Here is a 22,255-nt window from a genome sequence, read left to right on the forward strand (position 1 = left end):
CTGGGGGCCGGGTCGCTGCGTGGTCCCAACCGGGGAGGGCGGGGGTTGTGCCGGTGCCCAGGGTGGGAGTGGATCGGGATTGCCGGGGGGGCAGCGCGGGCAGTTCCTCAGCGCAGCAGTCGCCGGGCCGTCAGTGCCAGGCTGATCTCCACCACGTCCAGCGGGCGGGCCAGGGACCGCCCCGTGAGCTGTTCACAGCGGCGCAGGCGGTTCAGGACCGTGTTGCGGTGGCAGTACAGGCGCTCGCCCGCCCGCTGGGCGGAGCCGTCGCACGACAGCCAGGCGGACAGGGTGTCCAGAAGGACGTCCCGGTCCGCGGGCTCCAGCCGGAGCAGCGGGCCGAGGACCTGGTCGGCGAGGGTCGCGCCGAGTTCGGGGCACGAGACGACCAGGGCCTCCGGGAGGTGTTCCGTCAGCCGGACCGTGCCGCCCGCCTGCGGGCAGATGCTCAGCGCGAGATCCGCGAGGCGCCGGGCGTCGCCCACCGCGGCAAGGCCCGTGACGACGCTGCCGACGCCGGCCTTGCTGCCCGGGGCCAGGTCCAGGCTCTCCAGCGGGTCGTCGTCGCCCTCCGGATCCTCGTCGCCGACCAGGACGATGCCGTAGTCCACTTCCCCTCCTGTGTGCCAGTGCACGCGCGTGCCGGGCGGTACGGCGGAGGCGCGGGCGCCCGAGGGGCCCTGCGGCCGTCCGCCGGCGACCGCGACGACGAGGTACCGGCCGTGTTCCGGCAGGTCCAGGCCCTCGGCGGTCTCGGGCAGGTCGGCGATGCGGCTGGTGCCGTCGAGGAGGGCGGCCGCGAGCAGCCGTACCCGGTTCTCGCGCCGCCAGGCCAGCTGCCGCTCGGCCTGCCGGTAGGCGTCCGCGACGAGGGTGCAGTGCTCGTCGACGAAGTTCCACACGTCGGTCGCCACATGGACGAGCAGCCGTACGTCCTCGGGCGCCGTCCGGGAGGTCTCCTCCACCAGCCGCTGCCACACCAGGGACCCGCCGAGCCGGAACGCGTGCAGCAGGGCGTCGAGGGGCACGCCCTGCTCGGCACGGCGCACACCGATCTTCCAGGAGCAGCGGCGTGCCGCGTCCCGGTTGCCGCGCGGGTCGAGCAGCGACATCACACTGTGCCGCAGTGAGCGGTGCACCTCCTGCCAGGTGCCCGCGTAGTCGTTGTCCAGCGCGGTCCGGTAGGCGTTCTCCTGCTCCTGCACGAGGGCCACCAGCCGGTCGGTGAGGTCCGGCAGGTCCTCCAGCAGGACGCGCGCGGCGTGGTGCAGGACACGCAACGCGTCGGCGTCGATCAGCGACCGCCCGCGCCGCCCGGTCGGCCGCTGCGGAACGGGCATCGGCCCGGTGCGGATCATCGTGCGTGTCCGTACGGCAGGATGCATCGCGGTCCTCCCACAACCTCGGACTCCCGGCGGTGCGACCGTGCCGGGAGACTCAGCGGTGTCCGGTCGGCCGTGTCGCCGGCGTAGCCCGTACGGCGGCGGCGGCCGCCCGACTCGTCCTGCCCCGAAGGATGACATACCGTCCGGTCGGTCCCTAGGGTTGTGCACCGCTCTTTTTCCTCCCCCCTCCCACAGAACCGCACGTCGGCCGTCACCGGCCCTGCTGATCGACCATGCGCGCGAGCTCCATCCGGGACCGCACGCCGAGCGTGGCGAAGACGTTGCGCAGGTGGTAGTCGACGGTGCGGGTGCTCACGGCGAGCCGCAGTGCCACCTCCCGGTTGGTGGCGCCCTCGGCGACATGGCGGGCGATCCGCAGTTGCTGCGGCGTCAGCCGCGCCAGCTCACCGCCCGCCCCCTCGTGCCCGGCGGCCCCGTTCGCCCTCAGCTCCCCCCGCGTCTGCTCCGCCCACGCCCGTGCCCCGCACCGCTCGAACCCCACCAGCGCGGCCCCGAGCCGGACCCGCGCCTCCCGCAGCCGCCGCCTGCGCCGCAGCCATCGCCCGTGCAGCAGCTCGGTCCGGGCCCGCTCGAAATCACCGCCGGTCTCGTCGTGCAGGGCCAGCGCCCGCTGATACAGCCCGTCGGCGCATTCCGCGGGGGCGAGCAGCGCACGGCAGCGGGCGAGCTGGGCGGGAGCATGCGGATCGGCACCGAGCGCGGCCCATGCGGCGAAGTCCTCCACGACGGCCCGCGCGTCCTCGGGCCGCCCGGCGAGCACCGCGGCCTCCACGAAGCAGGGCACGGCGAGCATCCAGACGGCGAAATGACCGCGCCGCACGCCGGGCAGTACCAGCGGGCCGAGCCGGTCGGCGGCGTCGAGGGGGCGGCCGCAGCCCAGGTCGGTCCGGGCCACCGCCCACTGCGCCAGCGTCGCCGCCTGCGCCAGGCCGTGCCGGCGGGCCGTGGCCAGGGCGGCCGTGGCATACGCGGCGACGGTGGCGCTCTCGCCGACGATCGACGCGGCCAGCGCCAGCATGGCCTGGTGGTGGGCCGCCGTGTTCCGCCGGCCGGCCCGGTGCGCGGTCCGTACCCCTTCTTCCGCGTGGGCGCGCGCCTGGGCGTGCCGTCCGGCGCGCAGTTCGGCGTAGGCGAGGTACTCCAGAGCCCGCGCCTGGAGCGAGGCGGAGTTCCGGGCGGCGGCGAGGGCGCGGGCGCCGGCCCGGCGGGCGACGACGACGTCGCCGAGCAGCAGGGCGGCTGTCGCGCAGCGCAGCAGGTGTTCGGGCCGGTCGTCCTCGTGGTCGATCACGCGCCGCAGCGCCGCCACCGCCACATCGGTACGTCTCTCCAACAGGGCCCGCATCCCGGCGCGATAGTCCCCGGTGAGAGCGCACTCCGCCGAACCGGCCGGTTCCCCAAGGGCTTTCAGGCACGCCGTCAGATCGCCGGCCGCCCAGGCCGCGTCCGCCGCGGCGAGCCGTGCGGCCTCGGCCTGCTCCGGCTCCTCGACCGCCAGCAGGGAGGCCGCCAGCAGCAGGGTCTCCCGGGCGTCGTCGACGGGCCCGTCCCCTAACTGCACCCGCCCACGGGCGAGTTCGGCCCGCCCGTGCTCCATGGCCCGCACGCTCGTGTCACCGATCATTCCCGCGAGGTTACTTTCGCGTAACGCCGTACGGAAGGCGCTTACCCGCGCCCCGGCCGCCCCAAATGGCGCAGGTGACCTGCGGTTTTGCGCGAAGTGGGGGGGGGAACGGACTGTGCCGCCGCCCAGAGTTTCCGGGCGGCGGCCGTGCGGGGGCACAACATCATCCGGTGTGCGGGCAGTTGCCCCGGTACTCCTCGATGGTCAGGCTCGGGCGGGGCAGCGGACACAGGAACTGCTCATAGCGGGTGTCGTTGTCGATGAACCGCTTGAGCCAGGAGATGCTGTACTTCGCGATCGTCGTGTTCGACGAGTTGGGCGTGAAGTGGGTGGCGTTGTTCAGCTCCAGATAGGCGCGGTCCAGGCCGGACGACAGGCTGGTGTAGAACGGCTCGGAGTGGCTGGTGACCGGGGCGATCGTGTCGCCGTCGGCGCCGACGATCAGCGTGGGTGTGCTGAGCTCGGGCCAGGACTTGTCGAGGTTCCAGGGCGTGAGCGGGATCGCCGCCTGGAGGGACGGGCGGGACTTCGCGGCCTCCAGACTGCCCCCACCGCCCATCGAGTGGCCCATCACACCGAGCCGGGTGCTGTCGACGCGTGCGCGCACCGAGCTGCGCTGCGTCAGGTAGTCCAGTGCGGCGAGGAGTTGGCGGCCCCGCGAGTCGGGCTGGTCGAGGGTGGAGGTCGTGTTGATGGTGAACACCACGAAGCCCTGGGAGGCCAGCCGCGGGCCCAGCCAGGAGACCGAGGACTCGTAGGCGGTGTAGCCGGGTGAGATCGCCACCGCGCCGAAGGTGCCGTCGCTGGTGCTGGTCGGGTAGTAGATCGTGCCGCCGCCGAACCCGGTGACAGCGAGGGAGGAGACGGACGTCTGGGAGACGGCGTACGGGCCGCTGGCCGCCTCGATACTGGCCGTGGTCGGCGCGGGGCCGCGCTCGTAGGGGTTGTCCGCCGCTTGGGCGCCGGGCCCGGCGAGGGTGCCGAGCCCGAGGACCGCGGCGAGGGCCGCCGCGGCTGCGGCGAGTCTTGCGGCCCTGCGGGGCCGCCTGGTGTGGGGGTGGACCTGCACGACGAGTCGTCCTCTCTGTCGTGGCGGACGGCAAGCACGGGAGCACCGCGCCGGCGGGCGCCGCCGTTGGACTGGCGGTGCCACTGTGGGCGGCGGGTCCGGCGCCGGGGACCGGCAAAGTCACCGGTCTCGTGCGCCCGGTTTCGGCCGTGCCGTACGCGGCCCGGCTTGCTCGGGGCCCGGGTCGGTGTGAAACGCTCGATCGTCATCCGTTACGGCAGCATGGAGAGGCGACGGTATGCGCATCGGACTGCTCGGCACCGGCCCGTGGGCGCAGATGGCCCACGCCCCGGCCCTCAGCGGGCACGCGGAAGTCGACTTCGTCGGCGTGTGGGGCCGCCGCGCCGACGCCGCGAAAGACCTCGCGGGACGCCATGACATCCGGGCCTACGACGATGTCGACGCCCTGCTCGCCGACGTGGACGCGGTCGCCGTGGCCCTGCCGCCGTCCGTCCAGACCGAGCTGGCGGTGCGGGCCGCGCGGGCGGGATGTCATCTGCTGCTGGACAAGCCGCTGGCGACGACGGTCGAGCAGGGGCGGGCGGTCGTCGGGGCGGCCGAGGAGGCCGGGGTCGCGTCGGTGGTCTTCTTCACCACCCGGTTCCAGCCGGAGACCGAGGAGTGGATCATCGAACAGTCCGCCGCGCAGGGCTGGTTCACCGCGCACGCCCAGTGGCTGGGCGCCGTGTTCAGCGGCGGCGACAGCCCCTTCGCGAACTCGCCGTGGCGGCGCGAGAAGGGCGCCCTGTGGGACGTAGGACCCCATGCCCTGTCCGTGCTGCTGCCGGTTCTGGGCGATGTGCGCGAGACCGCGGCGGCCGCGCACGGGCCCGGGGACACCGTGCACCTGGTCCTCGGTCACGCCGGGGGCGCGTCCAGCGCGCTGGCGCTGAGCCTGACCGCCCCGTCGGCGGCCGCCGGGGCCGCCGTGGAGCTGCGCGGCGAGGCCGGGGTGACGCACCTTCCGACGAGTACGCAGGGCGTGGTGCCGGCCTTCGCACGGGCGACGGACGCCCTGCTCGCCGCCGCCCGAACCGGGCAACCGCACCCGTGCGACGCGGCGTTCGGCCTGCGGGTCACCGAGATCCTCACCGAGGCCGACGCCCTGCTGAACGGCTGAGAGCGGTCCTTCACTCCTCGAACGGCTCGTCGCTCCACCGGAACCAGGCCCGGTCCCCCTCGATGTGCAGCAGGTACTCGGCCACGGGTCCGTCCGGTGAGGAAAGGGAGACGCGTCTGCGGATCTCGTCGTAGGCCGCCTCCCACTCCTCCACGTCCTCGTCGACCCGCTCCACCAGGGCGAGTTCGCGGGCGAAGAGGTCACGCACGGAGGCATAGGCGGGACCGGGGGTGAAGTGGCCCCACAGCCAGGGGAAGTCGGCTTGGTCGATCGTGATCTCCCCGACCGCCTCGCCCCCGCTGCGGATGTGCCACACCGTGCCGTCGAATCCCACCGTGCCTCCGTACGCCGTCACTGTCAGTGCCCGTTCAGCATGTCATCCGGCACTGACAGTCCGCCCTTTACCGCGTGCCACCCGGGATGTGGAAGTCGATCCGCTCGCGGACCACGGTGTGGCCGGCCTTGGCGAAGTTCGCGGCCATCGGGAAGTTCCCCCGGTCGGTGGCTCCGCTGATGAACTCGGCGCCCTGCCCGGCCAGGAAGCGCGTGCACTCCACGAGGAGGTCGTAGGCGTAGCCGTGGCCGCGGTGTTCCGGCAGGACACCGATGAAGCCGATGATCGGCGCGGTCTGGTTGCGCGCCGGGATGTGGATGCCCACCGGTTCGCCCTGCGGGGTGCGGGCGATCTGCCACCACTCGCGCGGCGAGGGGCACCAGTGGAAGAAGTCCATCTCCTCCTGGGCCGCCTGGTCGATGCCGCCCTCCTTGATGGCCTTGAGGGCATGGGCGTCCAGCGTGACGGAGTGGATGCGGCGCAGCGCGTCGAAGAACACGACGTCGTCGGGCTCGGGTTCGAAGACGAGCCGTCCGGGCCGCTCGGGCAGCCCGCACGCCGGCGTCCACCGGTACAGGTAACGCTCGACGAGGAGTTCGTAGCCCGCCGCGCGGGCGGCCGCGAAGGCGGTGTCGGCGGCGGCGCGCACGGCCGGCTTCTCGCGCCGGCCGGCGGGCAGATTGAACTCCAGGCCGACCTGCCAGGGGGCGGAGCGCAGGAGTTCGGCCCCCGCCTCCTCCTCCCCTTCGGCCACGTCGAACCAGTTGATGTTCAGCGGCTCCGAGTCGTCGGGGCCGCCCCACCAGGCGCCGCGCGCCACGACCTTGCCGTCGCGCAGAGCGACGCGCTTCCAGTCGGGGCGGTGCCGGGTGGTGCGGTGTGCCTCGCTCGCGCCCAGCGGGTCGGGCAGGGCGTCGAAGAGGTGAGCGTCGCTCTCGTCGAGCGCACGGATGACCAGATCGGTCATGGGGATTCCTCCGGGATACAAGCTGCGGACAGCGCTCCCGGTCGGATCACACGAAACACGCCGGGACAGCGGTGAAGGGAGCGCTGGTGATGGTGAACTGCACGGCACTCGCCTCCTTCCGTCGTCTCAAGGCGTGATCACACCGTAGGGGATCTTCCTCGGGTGCGTCCACACAATTTCGGGGCCGGTGCGCGATTAGGGTCTGCGGCATGACCGACAACTCCCTGCGCTCCGTCACCGTCGAGCGGGCCGGCACCGGCCACTTCACCGCCGTCAACGCCCGCGGCGGCACGATCGACTTCGGCACCGACGGCGCCGACTTCACCCCCGTCGAGCTTCTGCTCGCCGCGATCGGCGGCTGCACCATGGCCGACGTCGACGTCGCCACCACCCGCCACGCGGAACCCGACCGCTTCACCGTCACCGTGACCGGCCACAAGGTCAGCGACGAGCAGGGCAACCGGCTGACCGACCTGCGGATCACCTTCTCCGTCGCCTTCCCGGACGGAGAGGGCGGCGACCGCGCCCGCGCGATCCTCCCCCGGGCGGTGAAGACCTCCCACGACCGGCTCTGCACGGTCAGCCGCACGATCGAGACGGGCACGCCGGTCACGGCCACCATCGAGGACGCGTAGGGCCCGCCGGCGTCGCGCGCCCTCGCCGAAATCCCGTTGCGGCCGCCCCTGCCGCCCCCGGACCCTGGCCGCATGCCCTATGTCCTCCGCCCCGCCCGTCTCAGCGACGCGCCGGCCATCACCGAGCTGCTCAACCAGGTCGATCTGATCGAGATCGGCCGCCCCGAGACCGATCTCCACGCCGTCGAGGCCGAGCTCCAGCATCCCGAGGCCGACCTGTCCCAGGACTCCTGGCTGGCCTTCCACGAGGACCGGTTGGTGGCCTACGCGCTGCTGTGGGACGAGTCCAACGGCGAGCGCATCGACACCGACCACTATGTGCTGCCCGACCACCAGGAGGCCGGGCAGCGGCTGTTCGAGGCGATGGAGGCCAGGGCCCTGGCCAGGGCCCGCGCGAACGGCGCGGAGCGGGCCGTGGTCCATCTCCACCTCAACAGCGAGCCCACGCTGGACACTTCGCTGATCCAGAAGCGGGGCTGGTCCGTCGTACGGCGCTACCACGTGCTGCGCCGCCCCGTGGATCCCGCCGAGGACCGCACCCCGCGGACGCCACCGGGCGTACAGCTGCGCGCCTGCGCCGACGAGGCGGACCGCAAGCGCGTCCACGCACTCCACCAGGCCACCTTCGCCGAGCACTTCGACTTCCAGCCACGCGCCTACGAGCAGTGGCTGCACGACGTGCACGCCGACCGGCTCGACTGGTCCCTGGTCTGGATCGTGAGCACCGAGGACCAGGGCGACGTCGGTTTCCTCCTCGCCCGCGACGACCGCGAGGCCATGGGCTGGATCCGCACCATCGGAGTCCTGCCCGAAGCCCGCGCCCTCGGCCTGGGCGGCCTCCTCCTGCGCCACGCCTTCGCCGCCTTCGCCGCCCGCGGCCGGGACACGGTGGGTCTCGGCGTGGACACCGGCAACACCACGGGGGCGCCCGGTCTGTACGCCCGCCATGGCATGACGGTGCACTACGCGGTGGACACGTGGGAGACGGTCCTGACCTCCCCTCAGTAGGAGCGGTGGGGACAGTGCGGGTCCTCCCGGCGAGCGGGCCCCGTGAGTCCTGTCAGCCGTACGCGGTGCAGGAGTTCATCCGGTACGTCCAGGGCGCGCAGGCGGTCGGGGGCGTACCGGACCAGCCAGGCCGCGAGTTCGACGCGCAGAAGCTGAAGTTCAAGGCCGTGGCCGACGGCAACGGCAACGCGGCGCTCCAGTACCCGGCAGGGTGGGTGACCTCGGATCCCAACTACCCGGTGCTGCACGACTGCGCCGAGTTCACCTACAACTCCTCGGGCATGTTCTGCAACACCACGATGGTCGACATGTTCAGCGTGCCGCTGAGCATCCGGCTGACCGGCGCGCGGGACCAGACGACCGGCACCCTGCGCACCGGCGGGCGGGCATCCGTGTTCGCGGCCGTGCGGCAGAACGCGGATTTCGCGCGGCTCGTGGTGGACGACACGCGGGTGCTGGCGCCCGGGCACGGGCTGGACGCCGGGCTGTTCCCGAAGGACTGCTTCGCGCCGTACATCGACGAGGTGTGGAGCACGTACACCGGGCGGGATCTCCTCGTCACGACCAACGCCGGTGCGTTCACGGGGCGGGTGCGCGGTGACCGGCTGACCTTCGCCGGGCCCGCCGCGGTCTCCTTCGCCCGGCCCTCGACCCGGGACGTGCTCTTCTGCGACGGGGCCCTCGCCGCGCCCAACTACGGGACGACCGGCCCCGTCGCGGCGGTCGTCGGCGCCGGGTTCAACCGCTCGACGCTCGTCTCCCACCCGTCCCAGCCGACGACCGACCCCGCCACCTTCTACCGGGGCTCGCTCACCAACCACTACGCGGCGGCGCTGCACGCGGCCACCGAGGACGGGCGGGCGTACGGCTTCGCCTTCGACGACGTCGCCGACTTCGCCTCCTACCTCCAGGACACGGCCCCGACGGGGATCCGCCTGACGCTCACGCCGTTCGGGAGCTGAGCTCAGCCCCGCCGGTGTTCCCCCTCGGCGTCGATGTGCGGGAGGATCCGGTCCAGCCAGCGGGGTGTCCACCAGGCGTGCCGCCCCAGCAGGGTCATCACCGCGGGCACCATGAGGAGCCGGACGACGGTCGCGTCGATCAACACGCTCACGGCGAGCCCCAGTCCGAGCATCTTGACCACGACGTTGTCGCTGACGATGAAAGCGGCGAAGACGCTCACCATGATCAGCGCGGCGCAGGTGATGACCCGGGCCGTGATCTCCAGCGCGTGAGCCACCGAGGCCTTGGCGTCCTGGGTGCGCAGCCAGGCCTCGTGCACCCGGGAGAGCAGGAAGATCTCGTAGTCCATGCTCAGCCCGAAGATGATCGCGAACATCATCATGGGCACATAGCTCTCGATGGGCACCTTGCCGTTGACGCCGAGCGCCGGCCCGCCCCAGCCCCACTGGAAGACGGCGACGACGACGCCGTAGGAGGCGGCGATCGACAGGACGTTGAGGACGGCTGCCTTCAGGGCGACCAGGAGGCCGCGGAAAACGGCCAGGATGATCAGGAAGGCCAGGGCGACCACCACGCCGATGATCAGCGGCAGTCGGCTGGAGACGATGTCCCGGAAGTCGACCTGCGCGGCCGTCGTCCCGGTGACATAGCCCTCGGCGTCGGTGCCGGAGAGCGCGTCGGGCAGCGTGTCGTCGACCAGGCGGTTGGTCAGGCCGGTGGCGCCGGCGTCCTGCGGGGACGTCTTGGAGTACACGGTGGACAGCAGGACGTCCCCGTCCTTCGTCGGGGTGAGCGGGGTGACCGCGGCGGCCCCGGAGACCCCGTCGAGGCTCTTCTGCACCTTCGAGGACAGGTCGGAGCGCTGGGAGCCGGGCACCTCGGTCTGGTCCACCACGACCGTCAGCGGGCCGTTGGAGCCGGGGCCGAAGGAGTCCGTCATCAGGTCGTAGGCGCGCCGGTCGGTGAAGGAGGTGGGGTCGGCGCCGTCGCCGATGTGACCGAGCTGGATGGAGAAGAGCGGGATGGCGAGGACCGCCACGGTCGCGAGCCCGGCCGCCAGATAGCGTACCGGCCGACGGGCCACGCGCTGCGCGTACCGGTGCCAGGTGCCGTGCGGTGCGGCGCCCGGTTCGGCGTCCGTCTCGGCGACAGGGCGCCGTACCCGGTAGCGGTCGATGCGGGTGCCGATCAGGCCCAGCAGGGCCGGTACGAGCGTCAGGGCGCCCGCGACCGCGGTCACGACCGTCACGCCCGCGGCGAGGCCGAGTTTGCTGATGAAGGACACCCCGGACACGGACAGGCCCGCCAGGGCGACGATCACCGTGCAGCCGGAGACCAGCACGGCACGGCCGCTGGTGGCGGCGGCCCGTCCGGCGGCGCCGACCGGGTCGGCGCCGTCCATCAGGTTCTGCCGGTGACGGGTGATCAGGAACAGGGCGTAGTCGATCCCGACGCCGAGCCCGGTCATCGTGGCCAGGGTCGGTGAGACGGTGGCGAAGGTGAACGCGGCGGCGAGCAGGCCGAGGCAGGCAAGGCCGCCGACCACACTGATCAAAGCGGTCACCAGAGGGATTCCGGCCGCGAGCACACTGCCGAAGCCGACGAGCAGCACGACGATCGCCACCGCGAAACCGATCAATTCGCTCACCCGGTCATCGGCGGCCGGCCGGGCCAGTTCGCCGAGCGGCCCGCCGTACTCGACCTGCGCGCCGGCCCCGCGCAGCGGCTGCACCGCGTCGTCCACGCCGTCGAGGTAGCTGTCCCCGAGGGTGGAGGGCTGGACGTCGAAGCGGACGGTGATGTAGCCGGTCTTGCCGTCGGAGGACAGCGGGCCCGCGTTCGGCTGCCGGCTGCTGGAGGACGTGCTGGTGAGCGGGTTCTGGACGGCCAGGACGTGGTCCAGCTTCTGCAGGTCGCCGACCGTGGTGGACATCTGTGAGTCCAGCGAGGTCAGGGACTTCTGCGCGTCGTGCACGACGATCTGGCTGCTGTAGCCGCCGGCCGCGGGATCGTGCTGTTTCAGCACGTCCAGGCCCTGCTGGGACTGCGCGCCGGGCAGCGAGAAATCGTCGGAGTACTCGCCGCCGCGGGTGTGGTTCAGGACCTGGAGGGCGGCCAGGGCCACCAGCCAGGCGATGATGACGATCACGAAATGCCGGGCGCACGCCTCCCCGAGCCGCCGCAGCCCCCGTACCGGCGGTGCCCCTTCGCCTTCCCCCTCGTCGGCGCGAGTCGGTGACATGAGCTTGGTGTCTTTCGGTAGGCCCGAGACATGCCTTGCCACCATGACACGCCGTTGCGATCACCGCCTCATTTCCGGGCCCGGGGCTCCTCCGGATGCACGGCGCGCCAAGGCGTTGAATGGTGATAGCGGACCCCTTGCGCGAGAGCGCCGGGACCGCACCTAGCGATCCGGACCCGAGGAGCAGAGATCATGCCGACGTCACAGCCCGCGTCCGGGCCGTCCGAGGACCGCGCCACCCCGGACGACCTGCTCCACACCCGCACCGGCACCGAAGTGTCGCCGGAGGACCTGGTCCTTGCCTCGGGCAAGGACATCAGCCCGCGCAATCTGGAATGGGCCAGGCGGAAGCTGGAGGCAGAGGGACCCGCGGCCCTCGACAAGATGCTCCCCTGAGCGGACGGACAGCCGCTCACCGAAGCCCTGCCGGGTCCGGGCACACGACCCGGACCCGCTGGACGAGGTTGTTGGCGAACCCGCCGCGGTTCCACGGCCGGCGCAGCGGCTGGGTGTGTCCCTCCGCGTCCGTGGCCCGTGCGCACAGCACATGCTCGCCCGGCGTCGCGGTCCACCCGAACCGCCAGCGCCGCCACGCCCACCGGTGTCCGCCCTCGGCGGCCAGCTCGGCCGGCTGCCAGCCGTGCCCGCCGTCCACGCTGACCTCGACCCGCACCACCTGGGCGAGGCCCGAACAGGCCCGGCCGTCCAGCGTGACGGGGCCTGGCGGGACCACCCGGGTCCGGGACATGAAGTCCGGGAAGCCCGGCGGGACGATCAGCGCCCGCGGAGCGGTCCGGGTGACGGGCACGCCGTCCTCGTCGGGCCGCTCCCGGATCCGGTAGGCCACGCGCTGCTGGAAACCCGCGAACGGCTCGTCGACGACGCGGATCTCCCGCAGCCACTTCACCTGCGCCATGCCGTACCAGCCGGGGACGACCAGACGCAGCGGGCGGCCGTGCTGCGGGGGCAGCGGGGCGCCGTTCATCGCGTGCGCGACCAGGACCTCGGGCTCGGTGCCCAGGGCCACGTCCAGCGGCAGGGAGCGCTGGTAGTCCTGCTCGACACCGCGCTCCACGCCGTGGTCGGCGCCGGTGAAGACCACCTCGACGGCATCGCCCCGGACCCCGGCCTCGGTGAGCAGCAGCCGCAGCGGTACGCCGGTCCACTCGGCGGTGCCGACGGCCTCGACGAGCCAGGGCTGACTGACCGGGCGGGGCGTGAGCAGAGCCCGGCCGTTGCCCGCGCACTCCCCCGTGACCCGCGTGGTGACCTGGGGAAACGCCCGCAGCTCTGCGAGCTCCAGACGGAGCCGGCGGCGGACGCGGCCGGTGAGGGTGAGGTGCCAGGGGGCGTTGTCCGGCACATACGGGATGTCGTAGTGCGTCAGGACGTAGTGCAGGCCCGGCGGGGTGAGGTCGTAGCGCAGGGCTTCGAGCGGCAGGCCGTGGTTTCTGGTGGCGAGCGCCAGTTCGTCCGGGCCGATCGCCTCGTCCGGCCCGGCGAGCCGGGCGGGTGCGCTCGCGTCACCGAGTCGAGCACCCATGCCGCCATTGTCGCGCCGTCCGGCTGCCGTGGCTCGCCGGGCCGGTAACTTCCCTGCGCCTGTGGCGCGTTCGCGGTCCGCCCTTTCGGAAACGGTCTTCCGGCTGCCAGACTCCTGAGGGTGCCCGACTTCGACATGCTCGTCCTCGGATCCGGTCCGGGCGGCCAGAAGGCCGCCATCGCCGCGGCCAAGCTGGGCCGCCGGGTGGCCGTCATCGACCGCCCCGACATGGTCGGCGGGGTCTCCATCCACACCGGCACCATCCCCTCCAAGACACTGCGCGAGGCGGTGCTGTACCTCACCGGCCTCACCCAGCGCGATCTGTACGGCCAGAGCTACCGCCTCAAGGAGGACATCACCGTCTCCGACCTGATCGCGCGCACCCAGCACGTGGTGGGCCGCGAGGTGGACGTCATCCGCAATCAGCTCTCCCGCAACCACGTCGCCCTGTTCGCCGGAACCGGCCGGTTCGTCGACGACCACACCGTCGCCCTGCGCGAAATCACCGGACACGAACGGCTCCTGAGCGCCGAGCACATCGTCATCGCCACCGGTACCCGGCCCGCGCGGCCGGCCACCGTCGAGTTCGACGGACGGACGATCATGGACTCGGACAATGTCCTCGCCCTGGAGCGGGTGCCGCGCTCGATGGTCATCGTCGGCGCGGGGGTCATCGGCATGGAGTACGCCTCCATGTTCGCCGCCCTCGGCAGCAAGATCACGGTGGTGGAGAAGCGCGCCGGGATGCTCGACATGTGCGACGTCGAGGTGGTGGAGTCGCTCAAGTACCACCTGCGGGACCTGGCGGTGACCTTCCGCTTCGGGGAGACGGTCGCCGCGGTGGAGCGGCACCCCAGGGGCACGCTCACCATCCTGGAGAGCGGCAAGAAGATCCCCGCCGACGCGGTGATGTACTCGGCGGGCCGCCAGGGCCTCACCGACGAACTCGACCTGGACAAGGCGGGGCTGTCCGCGGATCCGCGGGGCCGGATCGCGGTCGACGAGCACTACCGCACCGAGGTGCCGCACATCTACGCCGTCGGCGACGTGATCGGCTACCCGGCGCTGGCCGCGACCTCCATGGAGCAGGGTCGTACGGCCGCGTACCACGCCTTCGGGGAGCCCGTCGGCCGGATGCACCACCTCCAGCCGATCGGCATCTACACCATCCCGGAGATCAGCTTCGTCGGCCGCACCGAGGACCGGCTCACCGAGGACCGGGTGCCGTTCGAGGTCGGGATCTCCCGCTACCGCGAGCTGGCCCGCGGGCAGATCATCGGCGACTCGCACGGCATGCTGAAGCTGCTGGTCTCACCCGAGGACCGCACGCTGCTCGGCGTGCACTGCTTCGGCTCCGGCGCGACCGAGCTGATCCACATCGGTCAGTCGGTGATGGGCTGCGGCGGCACCGTCGACTATCTCGTCGACGCGGTGTTCAACTACCCGACGCTCGCCGAGTCCTACAAGGTCGCCGCCCTGGACGCGACCAACCGGCTCCGGCAGGTCGACCGGATGGACGACTAGCCGACAGCACCGCCCGGGCCGCCCGACGGAATATTCCGCTCCGTCCGGCGGCCCGGGCAACAGGCCTGGTCCGAACAGCGTTTCGCCCTGCCCCGCCGCCGATCCCCGGCTCCGTCTTGAGCGGTGGGCGGGTAGGGCTATCATCACTCATCACGTGCACACGCGGTGTGATCGTATGCCGACTCTGCGGCTGCACGACCCCGCCCGCTCACCAACACTTTTCGCCGCTCCGGGCCCGAGGCCATCCCTCCACGGCCCGGAGCGGGTGCAACCCCCCACCCCCCTCTTACGCCGTCCGGGCCCGTCGGTGTCCTGGCGACGTGCACGACGGAAAGCAGCACAGGCCATGAGCAACAACAGGGGCAGAGGACTCCAGGCGGGAGCCCTCGGTACGTTCGACACGGTGGTGATGGCGGTCGCGGGCAGCGCTCCGGCGTACTCGCTCGCCGCGACCACCGCGGTCCTGGTCGGCGCGGTGGGGACGGCCAGTCCGGCCGCGCTGCTGTACTGCGCGATACCGATGCTCGGCATCGCCCTGGCGTACAGCTATCTCGGCCGCATCGATGTGAACGCGGGCGCCAGTTACTCCTGGGTCGGCCGAACTCTCCATCCCTTCCTGGGCTTTATGAGCGGCTGGGCGCTGGTGGTGTCGGCGACCATCTTCATGGTGGCCGGTTCGCTGCCCGCCGGGTCGATGACGCTCGCCCTGTTCGACGAGCAACTCGCCGAGAACACCGCGCTGTCCACGGTGGTGGGCGCCGCATGGTTCCTGCTCATGCTGCTGGTCGTGCTCGGCGGCGCCCGGCTCACCGTCCGCGCCCAGCTCATCATGTCCGGGGTCGAACTCGCCCTGCTCGCCCTGTTCGCGGTGCTCGCCGTCTTCCACACGGACAACGCCCGCGTCTTCGACTGGTCCTGGCTCGGCCTCGGCCAGTTCGACGGTGTGTCGGGCTTCGCCTCGGGCGCACTGATCGCCGCGTTCTACTACTGGGGCTGGGACGTCACCGGCAACCTCAGCGAGGAGACCCGCAACAGCCGCCGTACGGCAGGGCTCGCGGGCCTGATCGGGGTCGGTGTGGTGTTCCTGCTGTTCGAGGTGTTCACCATCGCGGTGAACGTCATCCTCTCCTCGGACCAGATCCGTGCCAACGAGGCCAATGTGCTGGCCGTTCTCGGTGAGGAGATCTGGCCGGGGTGGGGCGGCAAGCTGCTGATCGTCGCGGTGATGCTGTCCACCGTCGCCACTCTGGAGACCACGCTCATCCAGGTCACGCGCTCCCTGTTCGCGATGGGCCGCGACCGCACGATGCCGGCCGCGCTGGGCAAGGTGCACCGCACCTGGAACACGCCGTGGGTGGCCATCGCCGTGGTGGGCGCGGTGGCGCTGGCGATGTTCGTCGCTTCCAACGCGCTCGGCTCGGTCGGCGAGATCCTCTCCGACGCCATCTCGGCGATCGGCCTGCAGATCGCCGTCTACTACGGCCTGACCGGTCTCGCGGTGGTGGTCGCCTACCGCAAGATGCTGCTGAAGTCCCCCGCCAACTTCCTCTTCGGCGGACTGTGGCCGCTGTTCGGCGCCCTGTTCATGTTCTGGGTGTTCGTGGAGTCGCTCGGCGAACTGGCGCCCGCCGCGATCGCGATCGGCGTCGGCGGACTGGCCGCGGGACTCGTCCCGATGCTCTGGTACTGGCGCCGGGGCAGCGACTACTACCGGCCCGCGAAACTCGACGCCACCCACACAATCGAGACCTACTACGTCCCCGCGGGCCGCCCGCCCGAGCACGTCCGCGCCCACGAGGGCCTCCCCACCGACTTCTGAGGGGGCCCGCGATGGCGCGAGACCGATTCACTCCCGACTTCGACCCCGACTGCGGGGACGCGCCCCTCACCTCCGCCCGACAGGACATCGTCATCGGCCGCTGGCAGGGACTGCGCGATCTGCTGCGGATCACCGGACCCGACTGGCTCTCCCGGGGCCACCGGGTGCGGACGCTGGCCCAGGCCTGCGCGAGCAGTTCGACGATGGAGTCCTGGCTGGCCGCCGAGCCGAACAGCGGCGACGCGCTGGTGCTGCGGGCGGCCACCGAGACGGCCCGGGCGTTCAACCTGGCCATCGCCGCGGGCCGGGGCGTACCGATCGACCAGCAGCGCATCGACACCGCCGTACTGGCCTGTCTGCGGGCCGCCGAGGCGTACGTCGACGACCCCACCCCGTGGATCTCGCTGATCTCGGTGGCCCGTCTGTACCCGAAGGGGGTGCGGCGGCAGGAGCTGGCGCGCTGGTGGGACGAGCTGCACCGGCGCGACCCGTTCAGCGTGGAGGGGCACCTCCAGGTGCTGCACTACTATTCCGCGCGCTGGCACGGCACGCACGGCCTGATGTACGACTTCGCACGGGACGCGGCCGGCGTGGCCCCGCCGGGCTGCCCGCTGCCGGTCCTCGTCCAGTACGCCCGCGTCGAGGAGTACCGCTACGCCCTGGACGCGGCCCACGGGCAGTCGGGGGCCGTGCGTCTCGGCCAGCACTGGGACCACGACGGCGCGATCGCGGACGTACGGCGGACCTTTCAGCGCTGGATCGTGGGCCGCACCGCGGGCACGGTCGCCCCCGGCGAACTGCGCGACCTGCACTACCTGACGCACGCCGCCTGTCTCGCCGGGCTCCCCGACATCGCCGCCGCCCTGCTCAGGATGGCGGGCCGGCGGGCGACCCGCACCCCGTGGTCGTACACCGGGGACCCGGTCAGGCAACTGGCCAAGTGGCACAAGGAGTTCAGTCCGCCGGGCTGAGCTCACGGGGTGGCGGTCGGCCCGTCCGGTCGGCTGCTGCGCTGCTCGGCCATCTCCCGGCTCAGCTCCTCCGTCTCGGATTCGGGCAGCCGCTCGAAACCGTCCTCCGTGATCACCGAAACGATGGGAAAGATCCGGCGGTTGATGTCCGGACCGCCGGTCGCGGAGTCGTCGTCGGCCGCGTCGTAGAGCGCCTGGAGCGCCGTCAGTGCCGCCTCGCGGCGGGACATGCCCCGGTGGAACAGCTTCTTCAACGCGCCCCGCGCGTAAGGCGATCCGGACCCCTCGGCCTGGAAGTCCCGCTTCTCGTACAGCCCGCCGGCGACGTCGAAGCTGAAGATGCGGCCGCGCTCTCCCTCCGGCTTCGACGGGTCGTAGCCGGTGAGAAGGGGGACGACGGCGAGTCCCTGCATGGCCTGGCCGAGGTTGTCGCGGATCATGCCCGCCAGGCGGCGCGCCTTGGCGTTGAGGGTCATCGGCGTGCCCTCGATCTTCTCGAAATGGGTGAGCTCCACCTGGTAGAGCTTGACCATGTCGAGCGCGAGACCGACGGTACCGGCGAAGGCGACGGCGCTGAGGTCGTCCGCCGGATGCACCTTCTCCAGGTCGCGCTGTGCGATGAGGTTGCCCATGGTGGCCCGCCGGTCCCCCGCGATCAGCACACCGTCGCGGTAGGCGAGAGCGAGCACGGTGGTGCCGTGCGGCACCTGGTCGGGGGCGGCCCGGACGCCGTCCGGTAACACGCGGCGCGTGCTGAGCAGTTCCGGGCGATGGGCCGCGAGGAACTCGCTGAAGGACGACGACCCCGGGGTGAAGAACTCCTCGCCCAGGCCCCCGCCGTACTCGCCCCGCGTCATGGCACTCCCCCTTGTCTCCGGGCCGACAACGGGAGTCCTACCTGATCGGTGCGGGCCCAAAACTCCGCCCGGGTCACAGGGCCTTGCGCCGGATCAGCACCCCGAGCACCAACAGGCCCGGCAGCAGCGGCAGCCACACCGTCAGCAGCCGGTACCCGAGGACGGCGGAGGCGGCCCCGGCGGCGGGCGCCCCGGCGGCGGTGAGGGCGAGCGCGAGGGCCGCGTCGAGGGAACCGAGGCCGCCGGGCGTGGGCAGCAGGGCGGCCGCGCTGCTGGCGGCGAGGTAGAGCAGCGCCACCCGCAGCGGCGGCAGCGGCAGGGCCACGGCCTGTGTGACCGCGATCAGCACCACACAGTGCAGTACGGCGAAGGCGAGCGAGCCGCCCCACAGCGCGGCCGCCCGCTGGGGCCGGGCGTGCAGGGTCCTGATGTCCGCGAGGGCCGTGCCGAGCAGCCTCCGGCAGCGCCGGCGCAGCGGGCCGGCCAGCAGCGCGACGGCCACTACGGCGACGGCGGCCGCGCCGAGGGCGACCGGGGAGACGTCCGGAACGCGCAGCACCCCCGGGCAGACGACCGCGAGCGAGGCGATCAGGACGGCCCGGACGATCACACCGGCGGTGCCCTTGACGGCCACGCCGGTGGCCGCGCGGGCGGCCGACAGTCCACAGCGCATGAGGAAACGCAGATTCACCGCGCCCGCGCCGAGACCGGCGGGCAGCACATGGTTGGCGGCGGAGGCGGCGAACTGCGCGGCGACGAGCCGCCCTTGGGGCAGCCGCTCGGGCACCGCGCCCTGCTGCGCGAGCGCGGCGCACAGCCAGGTACCGATGGCCGCCGTCCCCGCCACCAGCAGCCAGCCCTGATCGGCCACGGCCAGCCGCACCGCACCGGTCTCCAGCACCGCCCAGTACCGCCGGGCCAGCCAGATCGCCGCGACGAGGACGGTGAGGGTGAGCGCGGTGTGCCAGTAGGCGGCCCGTCTGCGGGTGGGGGCGGCGGCCAGCGGCTCAGGCGTCATACGGGGCCGCCTGCGCGGACCGCCGGCGCGAGGCGCACGTCCACCCCGTCGAGGCGGTGCAGCTCCCAGCCGCGGGCGTAGGAGGGCGGTCGGCCGCCGGGCACGCTGAGGACGGCGACCGGTTCCTGGCGCGCGGTGCGCAGGATCTCCGCAGTGGTGGTGTTGGCGTTGTTGCCGCGGATCTGCCCCGAGGAACAGCCGGCGTAGTAGGCCAGCGGGATGGCCTCGTGCCCGGTGAGCAGGCAGGGCGGACGCACACCCAGGCCGTGCAGCGCGTCGGCGGTACGGGCCCAGGCGCGGCGGTCGGCGGCGGTGCGGTCGACGGTGCGGTCCAGGACGGCGTACTGCACGGCGAGATGCCCGACAAGGCCCACGGCGAGCAGGGACGCGGCCAGCGGCCGCCACCGCCCGCTCGGCGTGGTGACCAGATGCCGCAGGGCATCGGCGACGGGGACGGCCAGCAGGGCGTACGCGGGCAGCAGGAAGCGGGGCGCCGCGTAGCCGATGAGGAACAGATACGGGACGGCCGCGGTGGTGGCGCAGGCGAGGGGGATCAGGGTGCGCGCGGTGCGACGGGCCCGTACGGCGACCACGAGCCCGAGGACGGCGAGCAGCGGCAGCAGCACCCACCACACGGTGACGACCGGGTTGGGCATGGCACCCGTGCACGGCCGGCACAGGGTACGTCCGACCAGGCCGCGCATCTGGTCGTCGACGGCGAAGTGCCAGCCCAGGCCGCCCTGGACCCGGGAGGCCTCGGAGAGCCGCTCGCGCAGACCGCCGTACGAGGTGTACGCCTCGACCACCCAGGGGACGGCCCCGGCCACGAGGCCCGCCGCGGTGACGAGGCCGAGCCGCCAGTGCCGTACGACCAGGGCTGTGACGAGCAGGGGAAGAGCGACCCAGACGGCGTCGGTCGGGCGCATCACCGCCATGAGGGCGGCACCGACGGCCACGCCCCACAGGGCCCGCCGGTCGGGGCGGCCCGCCGCGCGGGCGCGCAGAAAGCAGCCGACGACGAGCAGGGCGCCGATGGCGACCCAGAGGTTGGGCATGGCCTGGGGGGCGTAGAAGAGGGTCACCCACAGGGAGGCGAACAGGGCGCCGCCCGCGGCCAGGACGCGGATGGGGAAGAGTCCGCGCCAGGCACGCAGGGCGAGGAACAGCGCGAGCCCGGACAGGACGGCCAGATAGACCCGCAGCAGGCCGGTGGAGGACGACCAGGAAGCGACCGGCGCCACGAGCAGGGAGACGCCCCGGGCGCGCGGGGCGCTGAAGAAGGCGGCCGGGGCCTGGTCGCCGACCTGGCTGACGTAGACCGCCTCGTCCCAGCCGAGGCCCATGGACGGGGGCACGAGGACGAGCTGTGCGACGGTGAAGGCGCCGGCCACGGCCGCGAGCAGGGCGTTGCCGCGCATCCGCCAGGACCTGCCGGACACGGCCGCCTCTTCGCGTCGCCGCATACCGACGAGCATGGCGTTCGTGCCGTGGGCCATCGTCCACCCCTTACCGCTACGTGTCGTAGGGCTGCTACGACCCGACAGCCCGGCGGGCCGGAGCCGGCAGCCAGGAAAACGGAGAAAACAGGGACAAACTAACGCGGCTGGTGCGGGGGCGCAGCGTTGAGTTCGGCCAGCTGCCTGACGGGGTCAGTCATGTGGGAACGAGTGCGCAGGCCGAGGGTCAGGCGCGGCCGCGTAGGCGACTTCGGTGCCCGCGGTGATGCCGAGGGAATCGATCTCGAAGGCGGCACCCTGGGCCTGCCAAGTGGCGCCGTAGACGTCCGGTCCGTGAAGGCTCCTCGTGCGGCGGCGGCACGTCGAACGTGATCCGTGCGCGGATCCGGGCTTCGTCGTCGGGCATGGGGCAGCCCCTTCCTCCCCCACCATGGCGACTGCCCGGACGGCCGGAAGTCATCGCAACGGCCTGCTGTGCGGCGCACCGCGGATGACAGACTCGGTCCGTGCCGCAGACCTTCGACGACCTCCTCGCCCGCGCCCGATCCCTCACCGCCTCCGGGCACCGCGCGATCCTCGGCATCGCGGGCAGCCCGGGCGCGGGCAAGACGACACTCGCCGAACACCTGGTACGGGAGCTGAACGGCTCCGCGGACCCATGGGTCGCCCACGTCCCCATGGACGGCTTCCACCTCGCCGACGCCGAGCTGGACCGGCTGGGCCGCCGCGACCGCAAGGGCGCGCCGGACACCTTCGACGCGGCGGGTTACGCGGCCCTGCTGCGGCGCCTGCGCGAGGAAGCTGACGAGGACGTGGTGTACGCGCCGGGCTTCGAACGGGTCCTGGAACAGCCGATCGCGGGCACGATCCCGGTGCCGCCGACAGCCCGCCTGGTGGTGACCGAGGGCAACTACCTCCTGCTGACCACCGGCGCCTGGGCCCGCGTACGCCCCCAGCTCGACGAGGTGTGGTTCTGCGCGCCGCCCGAGGACGAACGCCTGCGCCGCCTGATCGCCCGCCACGAGGAGTTCGGCAAGAGCCACGAGGAGGCGGTGGCGTGGGTCATGAGGACGGACCAGCCGAACGCCGAGCTGGTGGCGGGGACGCGCGGGCGGGCGGATCTGGTGGTGCCGGTGGGGGCTGTGCCGGGGGGTGGATGTGGGGGCTTGAGGTGCGAGGGCGGCGGCCCGGTGCTGCAATTGACGCGAGGGGGCGTCACTGGGGGTAGCCGCGAGGACCAGGAGTGACACCGTGAGCGACGAACTCGAAGAAGTGGGCCCGATCGACTATCTGGTCGTCGAGTTTCCCGGCAACCGCATGACGGGCGAGGGCTTCCCTCTCCTGGTCGGCCTCGTGGACCGCGGCATCATCCGGATCCTGGATCTGATGTTCGTGAGGAAGGACGACGACGGATCCGTGAGCGGCATGGAGATCGCCGACCTCACCGGTGACGGCAGACTCGACCTGTCCGTCTTCGAGGGCGCGTCGTCCGGCCTGCTGGGCCAGGACGACCTCGACGAGGCGGCCAACGCCCTGGAGCCGGGCAGCTCCGCCGGAATCCTGGTCTACGAGAACCGGTGGGCCGCGCCCTTCGCCGCCGCCCTGCGCCGTGGCGGCGCCAAGCTCGTCGCCTCCGGGCGGATTCCCGTGCCCGCCCTTGTCGCCGCCCTCGACGCGGCCGACGCCGCTCGCTGAAAG

General features: G+C 72.5%; 19 protein-coding genes and 1 pseudogene. 10 read left to right on the top strand and 10 right to left on the bottom strand.

Features of this window, described 5'->3' with window-relative positions; genetic code table 11:
- Nucleotides 1–107: 107 nt before the first annotated feature.
- From RMT89_RS13710 to RMT89_RS13720, 3 genes and pseudogenes are all read right to left on the bottom strand, one after another.
- Nucleotides 108–1,385 carry a helix-turn-helix domain-containing protein gene (locus RMT89_RS13710; RefSeq protein ID WP_315884004.1) on the bottom strand — a complete coding sequence of 426 codons (1,278 nt, stop codon included), beginning with the start codon at nucleotides 1,383–1,385 and terminating at the stop codon, nucleotides 108–110.
- Between the two features lie 211 nt (nucleotides 1,386–1,596).
- A pseudogene (locus RMT89_RS13715) lies at nucleotides 1,597–3,090 on the bottom strand (LuxR C-terminal-related transcriptional regulator); the annotation flags it as partial.
- 103 nt (nucleotides 3,091–3,193) lie between these two features.
- A complete protein-coding gene (locus RMT89_RS13720; RefSeq protein WP_315884005.1) occupies nucleotides 3,194–4,099 on the bottom strand; it encodes an alpha/beta hydrolase in 906 nt (301 codons plus the stop codon).
- A 238-nt stretch (nucleotides 4,100–4,337) separates the two neighbouring features.
- Here RMT89_RS13720 and RMT89_RS13725 point away from each other — a divergent pair, with 238 nt between their 5' ends.
- Nucleotides 4,338–5,219, top strand: coding sequence for a Gfo/Idh/MocA family oxidoreductase (locus tag RMT89_RS13725; protein ID WP_315884006.1), 882 nt, complete (start codon nucleotides 4,338–4,340; stop codon nucleotides 5,217–5,219).
- A 10-nt stretch (nucleotides 5,220–5,229) separates the two neighbouring features.
- Here the strand turns inward: RMT89_RS13725 and RMT89_RS13730 are convergent, their stop codons facing one another.
- Entirely contained in the window at nucleotides 5,230–5,553 is a 324-nt protein-coding gene (locus RMT89_RS13730; RefSeq protein ID WP_315884007.1) for a hypothetical protein, read from the bottom strand.
- A 67-nt stretch (nucleotides 5,554–5,620) separates the two neighbouring features.
- Nucleotides 5,621–6,520: a GNAT family N-acetyltransferase gene (locus RMT89_RS13735; protein ID WP_315884008.1), complete on the bottom strand. Its 900-nt coding sequence runs from the start codon at nucleotides 6,518–6,520 to the stop codon at nucleotides 5,621–5,623.
- 209 nt (nucleotides 6,521–6,729) lie between these two features.
- Between RMT89_RS13735 and RMT89_RS13740 the strand changes: the two genes are divergently transcribed.
- From RMT89_RS13740 to RMT89_RS13750, 3 genes are all read left to right on the top strand, one after another.
- The gene (locus RMT89_RS13740; protein ID WP_315884009.1) at nucleotides 6,730–7,155 is read left to right on the top strand and encodes an OsmC family protein; all 426 of its coding nucleotides are present in this window, start codon (nucleotides 6,730–6,732) and stop codon (nucleotides 7,153–7,155) included.
- A gap of 72 nt (nucleotides 7,156–7,227) precedes the next feature.
- Nucleotides 7,228–8,163, top strand: a complete 936-nt coding sequence (locus RMT89_RS13745) for a GNAT family N-acetyltransferase (protein ID WP_315884010.1) — start codon at nucleotides 7,228–7,230, stop codon at nucleotides 8,161–8,163.
- A 5-nt stretch (nucleotides 8,164–8,168) separates the two neighbouring features.
- Nucleotides 8,169–9,125, top strand: coding sequence for a beta-1,3-glucanase family protein (locus RMT89_RS13750; protein ID WP_315884011.1), 957 nt, complete (start codon nucleotides 8,169–8,171; stop codon nucleotides 9,123–9,125).
- A 2-nt stretch (nucleotides 9,126–9,127) separates the two neighbouring features.
- Here RMT89_RS13750 and RMT89_RS13755 read toward each other — a convergent pair whose 3' ends face one another.
- Nucleotides 9,128–11,368, bottom strand: coding sequence for an MMPL family transporter (locus tag RMT89_RS13755; RefSeq protein ID WP_315884012.1), 2,241 nt, complete (start codon nucleotides 11,366–11,368; stop codon nucleotides 9,128–9,130).
- A 192-nt stretch (nucleotides 11,369–11,560) separates the two neighbouring features.
- Here RMT89_RS13755 and RMT89_RS13760 point away from each other — a divergent pair, with 192 nt between their 5' ends.
- Nucleotides 11,561–11,764: a hypothetical protein gene (locus RMT89_RS13760; RefSeq protein WP_315884013.1), complete on the top strand. Its 204-nt coding sequence runs from the start codon at nucleotides 11,561–11,563 to the stop codon at nucleotides 11,762–11,764.
- A gap of 16 nt (nucleotides 11,765–11,780) precedes the next feature.
- Here the strand turns inward: RMT89_RS13760 and RMT89_RS13765 are convergent, their stop codons facing one another.
- Nucleotides 11,781–12,911: a sulfite oxidase gene (locus RMT89_RS13765; RefSeq protein WP_315884014.1), complete on the bottom strand. Its 1,131-nt coding sequence runs from the start codon at nucleotides 12,909–12,911 to the stop codon at nucleotides 11,781–11,783.
- 120 nt (nucleotides 12,912–13,031) lie between these two features.
- On the opposite strand from RMT89_RS13765, the gene sthA reads away from it, so the two are divergent.
- From sthA to RMT89_RS13780, 3 genes are all read left to right on the top strand, one after another.
- The gene (gene sthA, locus RMT89_RS13770; protein ID WP_315884015.1) at nucleotides 13,032–14,435 is read left to right on the top strand and encodes a Si-specific NAD(P)(+) transhydrogenase; all 1,404 of its coding nucleotides are present in this window, start codon (nucleotides 13,032–13,034) and stop codon (nucleotides 14,433–14,435) included.
- Nucleotides 14,436–14,781: 346 nt separating this feature from the next.
- The gene (locus RMT89_RS13775; RefSeq protein WP_315884016.1) at nucleotides 14,782–16,254 is read left to right on the top strand and encodes an APC family permease; all 1,473 of its coding nucleotides are present in this window, start codon (nucleotides 14,782–14,784) and stop codon (nucleotides 16,252–16,254) included.
- Nucleotides 16,255–16,265: 11 nt separating this feature from the next.
- A complete protein-coding gene (locus RMT89_RS13780; RefSeq protein ID WP_315884017.1) occupies nucleotides 16,266–17,225 on the top strand; it encodes a hypothetical protein in 960 nt (319 codons plus the stop codon).
- Nucleotides 17,226–17,227: 2 nt separating this feature from the next.
- Here the strand turns inward: RMT89_RS13780 and prcB are convergent, their stop codons facing one another.
- The 3 genes from prcB to RMT89_RS13795 form a co-directional block, all read right to left on the bottom strand.
- Nucleotides 17,228–18,082, bottom strand: coding sequence for a proteasome subunit beta (gene prcB / locus RMT89_RS13785; protein ID WP_315884018.1), 855 nt, complete (start codon nucleotides 18,080–18,082; stop codon nucleotides 17,228–17,230).
- A gap of 73 nt (nucleotides 18,083–18,155) precedes the next feature.
- Complete coding sequence (locus RMT89_RS13790; protein ID WP_315884019.1) at nucleotides 18,156–19,100, bottom strand: lysylphosphatidylglycerol synthase domain-containing protein; 945 nt, start codon at nucleotides 19,098–19,100, stop codon at nucleotides 18,156–18,158.
- Nucleotides 19,097–20,596 (bottom strand): hypothetical protein, encoded by a 1,500-nt coding sequence (locus RMT89_RS13795; RefSeq protein WP_315884020.1) that lies wholly within the window; start codon nucleotides 20,594–20,596, stop codon nucleotides 19,097–19,099. Before RMT89_RS13795 ends, RMT89_RS13790 begins: the two co-directional genes overlap by 4 nt.
- 467 nt (nucleotides 20,597–21,063) lie before the next feature.
- Here RMT89_RS13795 and RMT89_RS13800 point away from each other — a divergent pair, with 467 nt between their 5' ends.
- Nucleotides 21,064–21,804 (top strand): nucleoside/nucleotide kinase family protein, encoded by a 741-nt coding sequence (locus RMT89_RS13800; RefSeq protein ID WP_315884021.1) that lies wholly within the window; start codon nucleotides 21,064–21,066, stop codon nucleotides 21,802–21,804.
- A gap of 4 nt (nucleotides 21,805–21,808) precedes the next feature.
- Entirely contained in the window at nucleotides 21,809–22,252 is a 444-nt protein-coding gene (locus RMT89_RS13805; RefSeq protein ID WP_315884022.1) for a DUF6325 family protein, read from the top strand.
- Nucleotides 22,253–22,255: the final 3 nt, after the last annotated feature.

It is taken from the genome of Streptomyces sp. P17 (assembly GCF_032436805.1).
Taxonomy (GTDB): Bacteria; Actinomycetota; Actinomycetes; order Streptomycetales; family Streptomycetaceae; genus Streptomyces.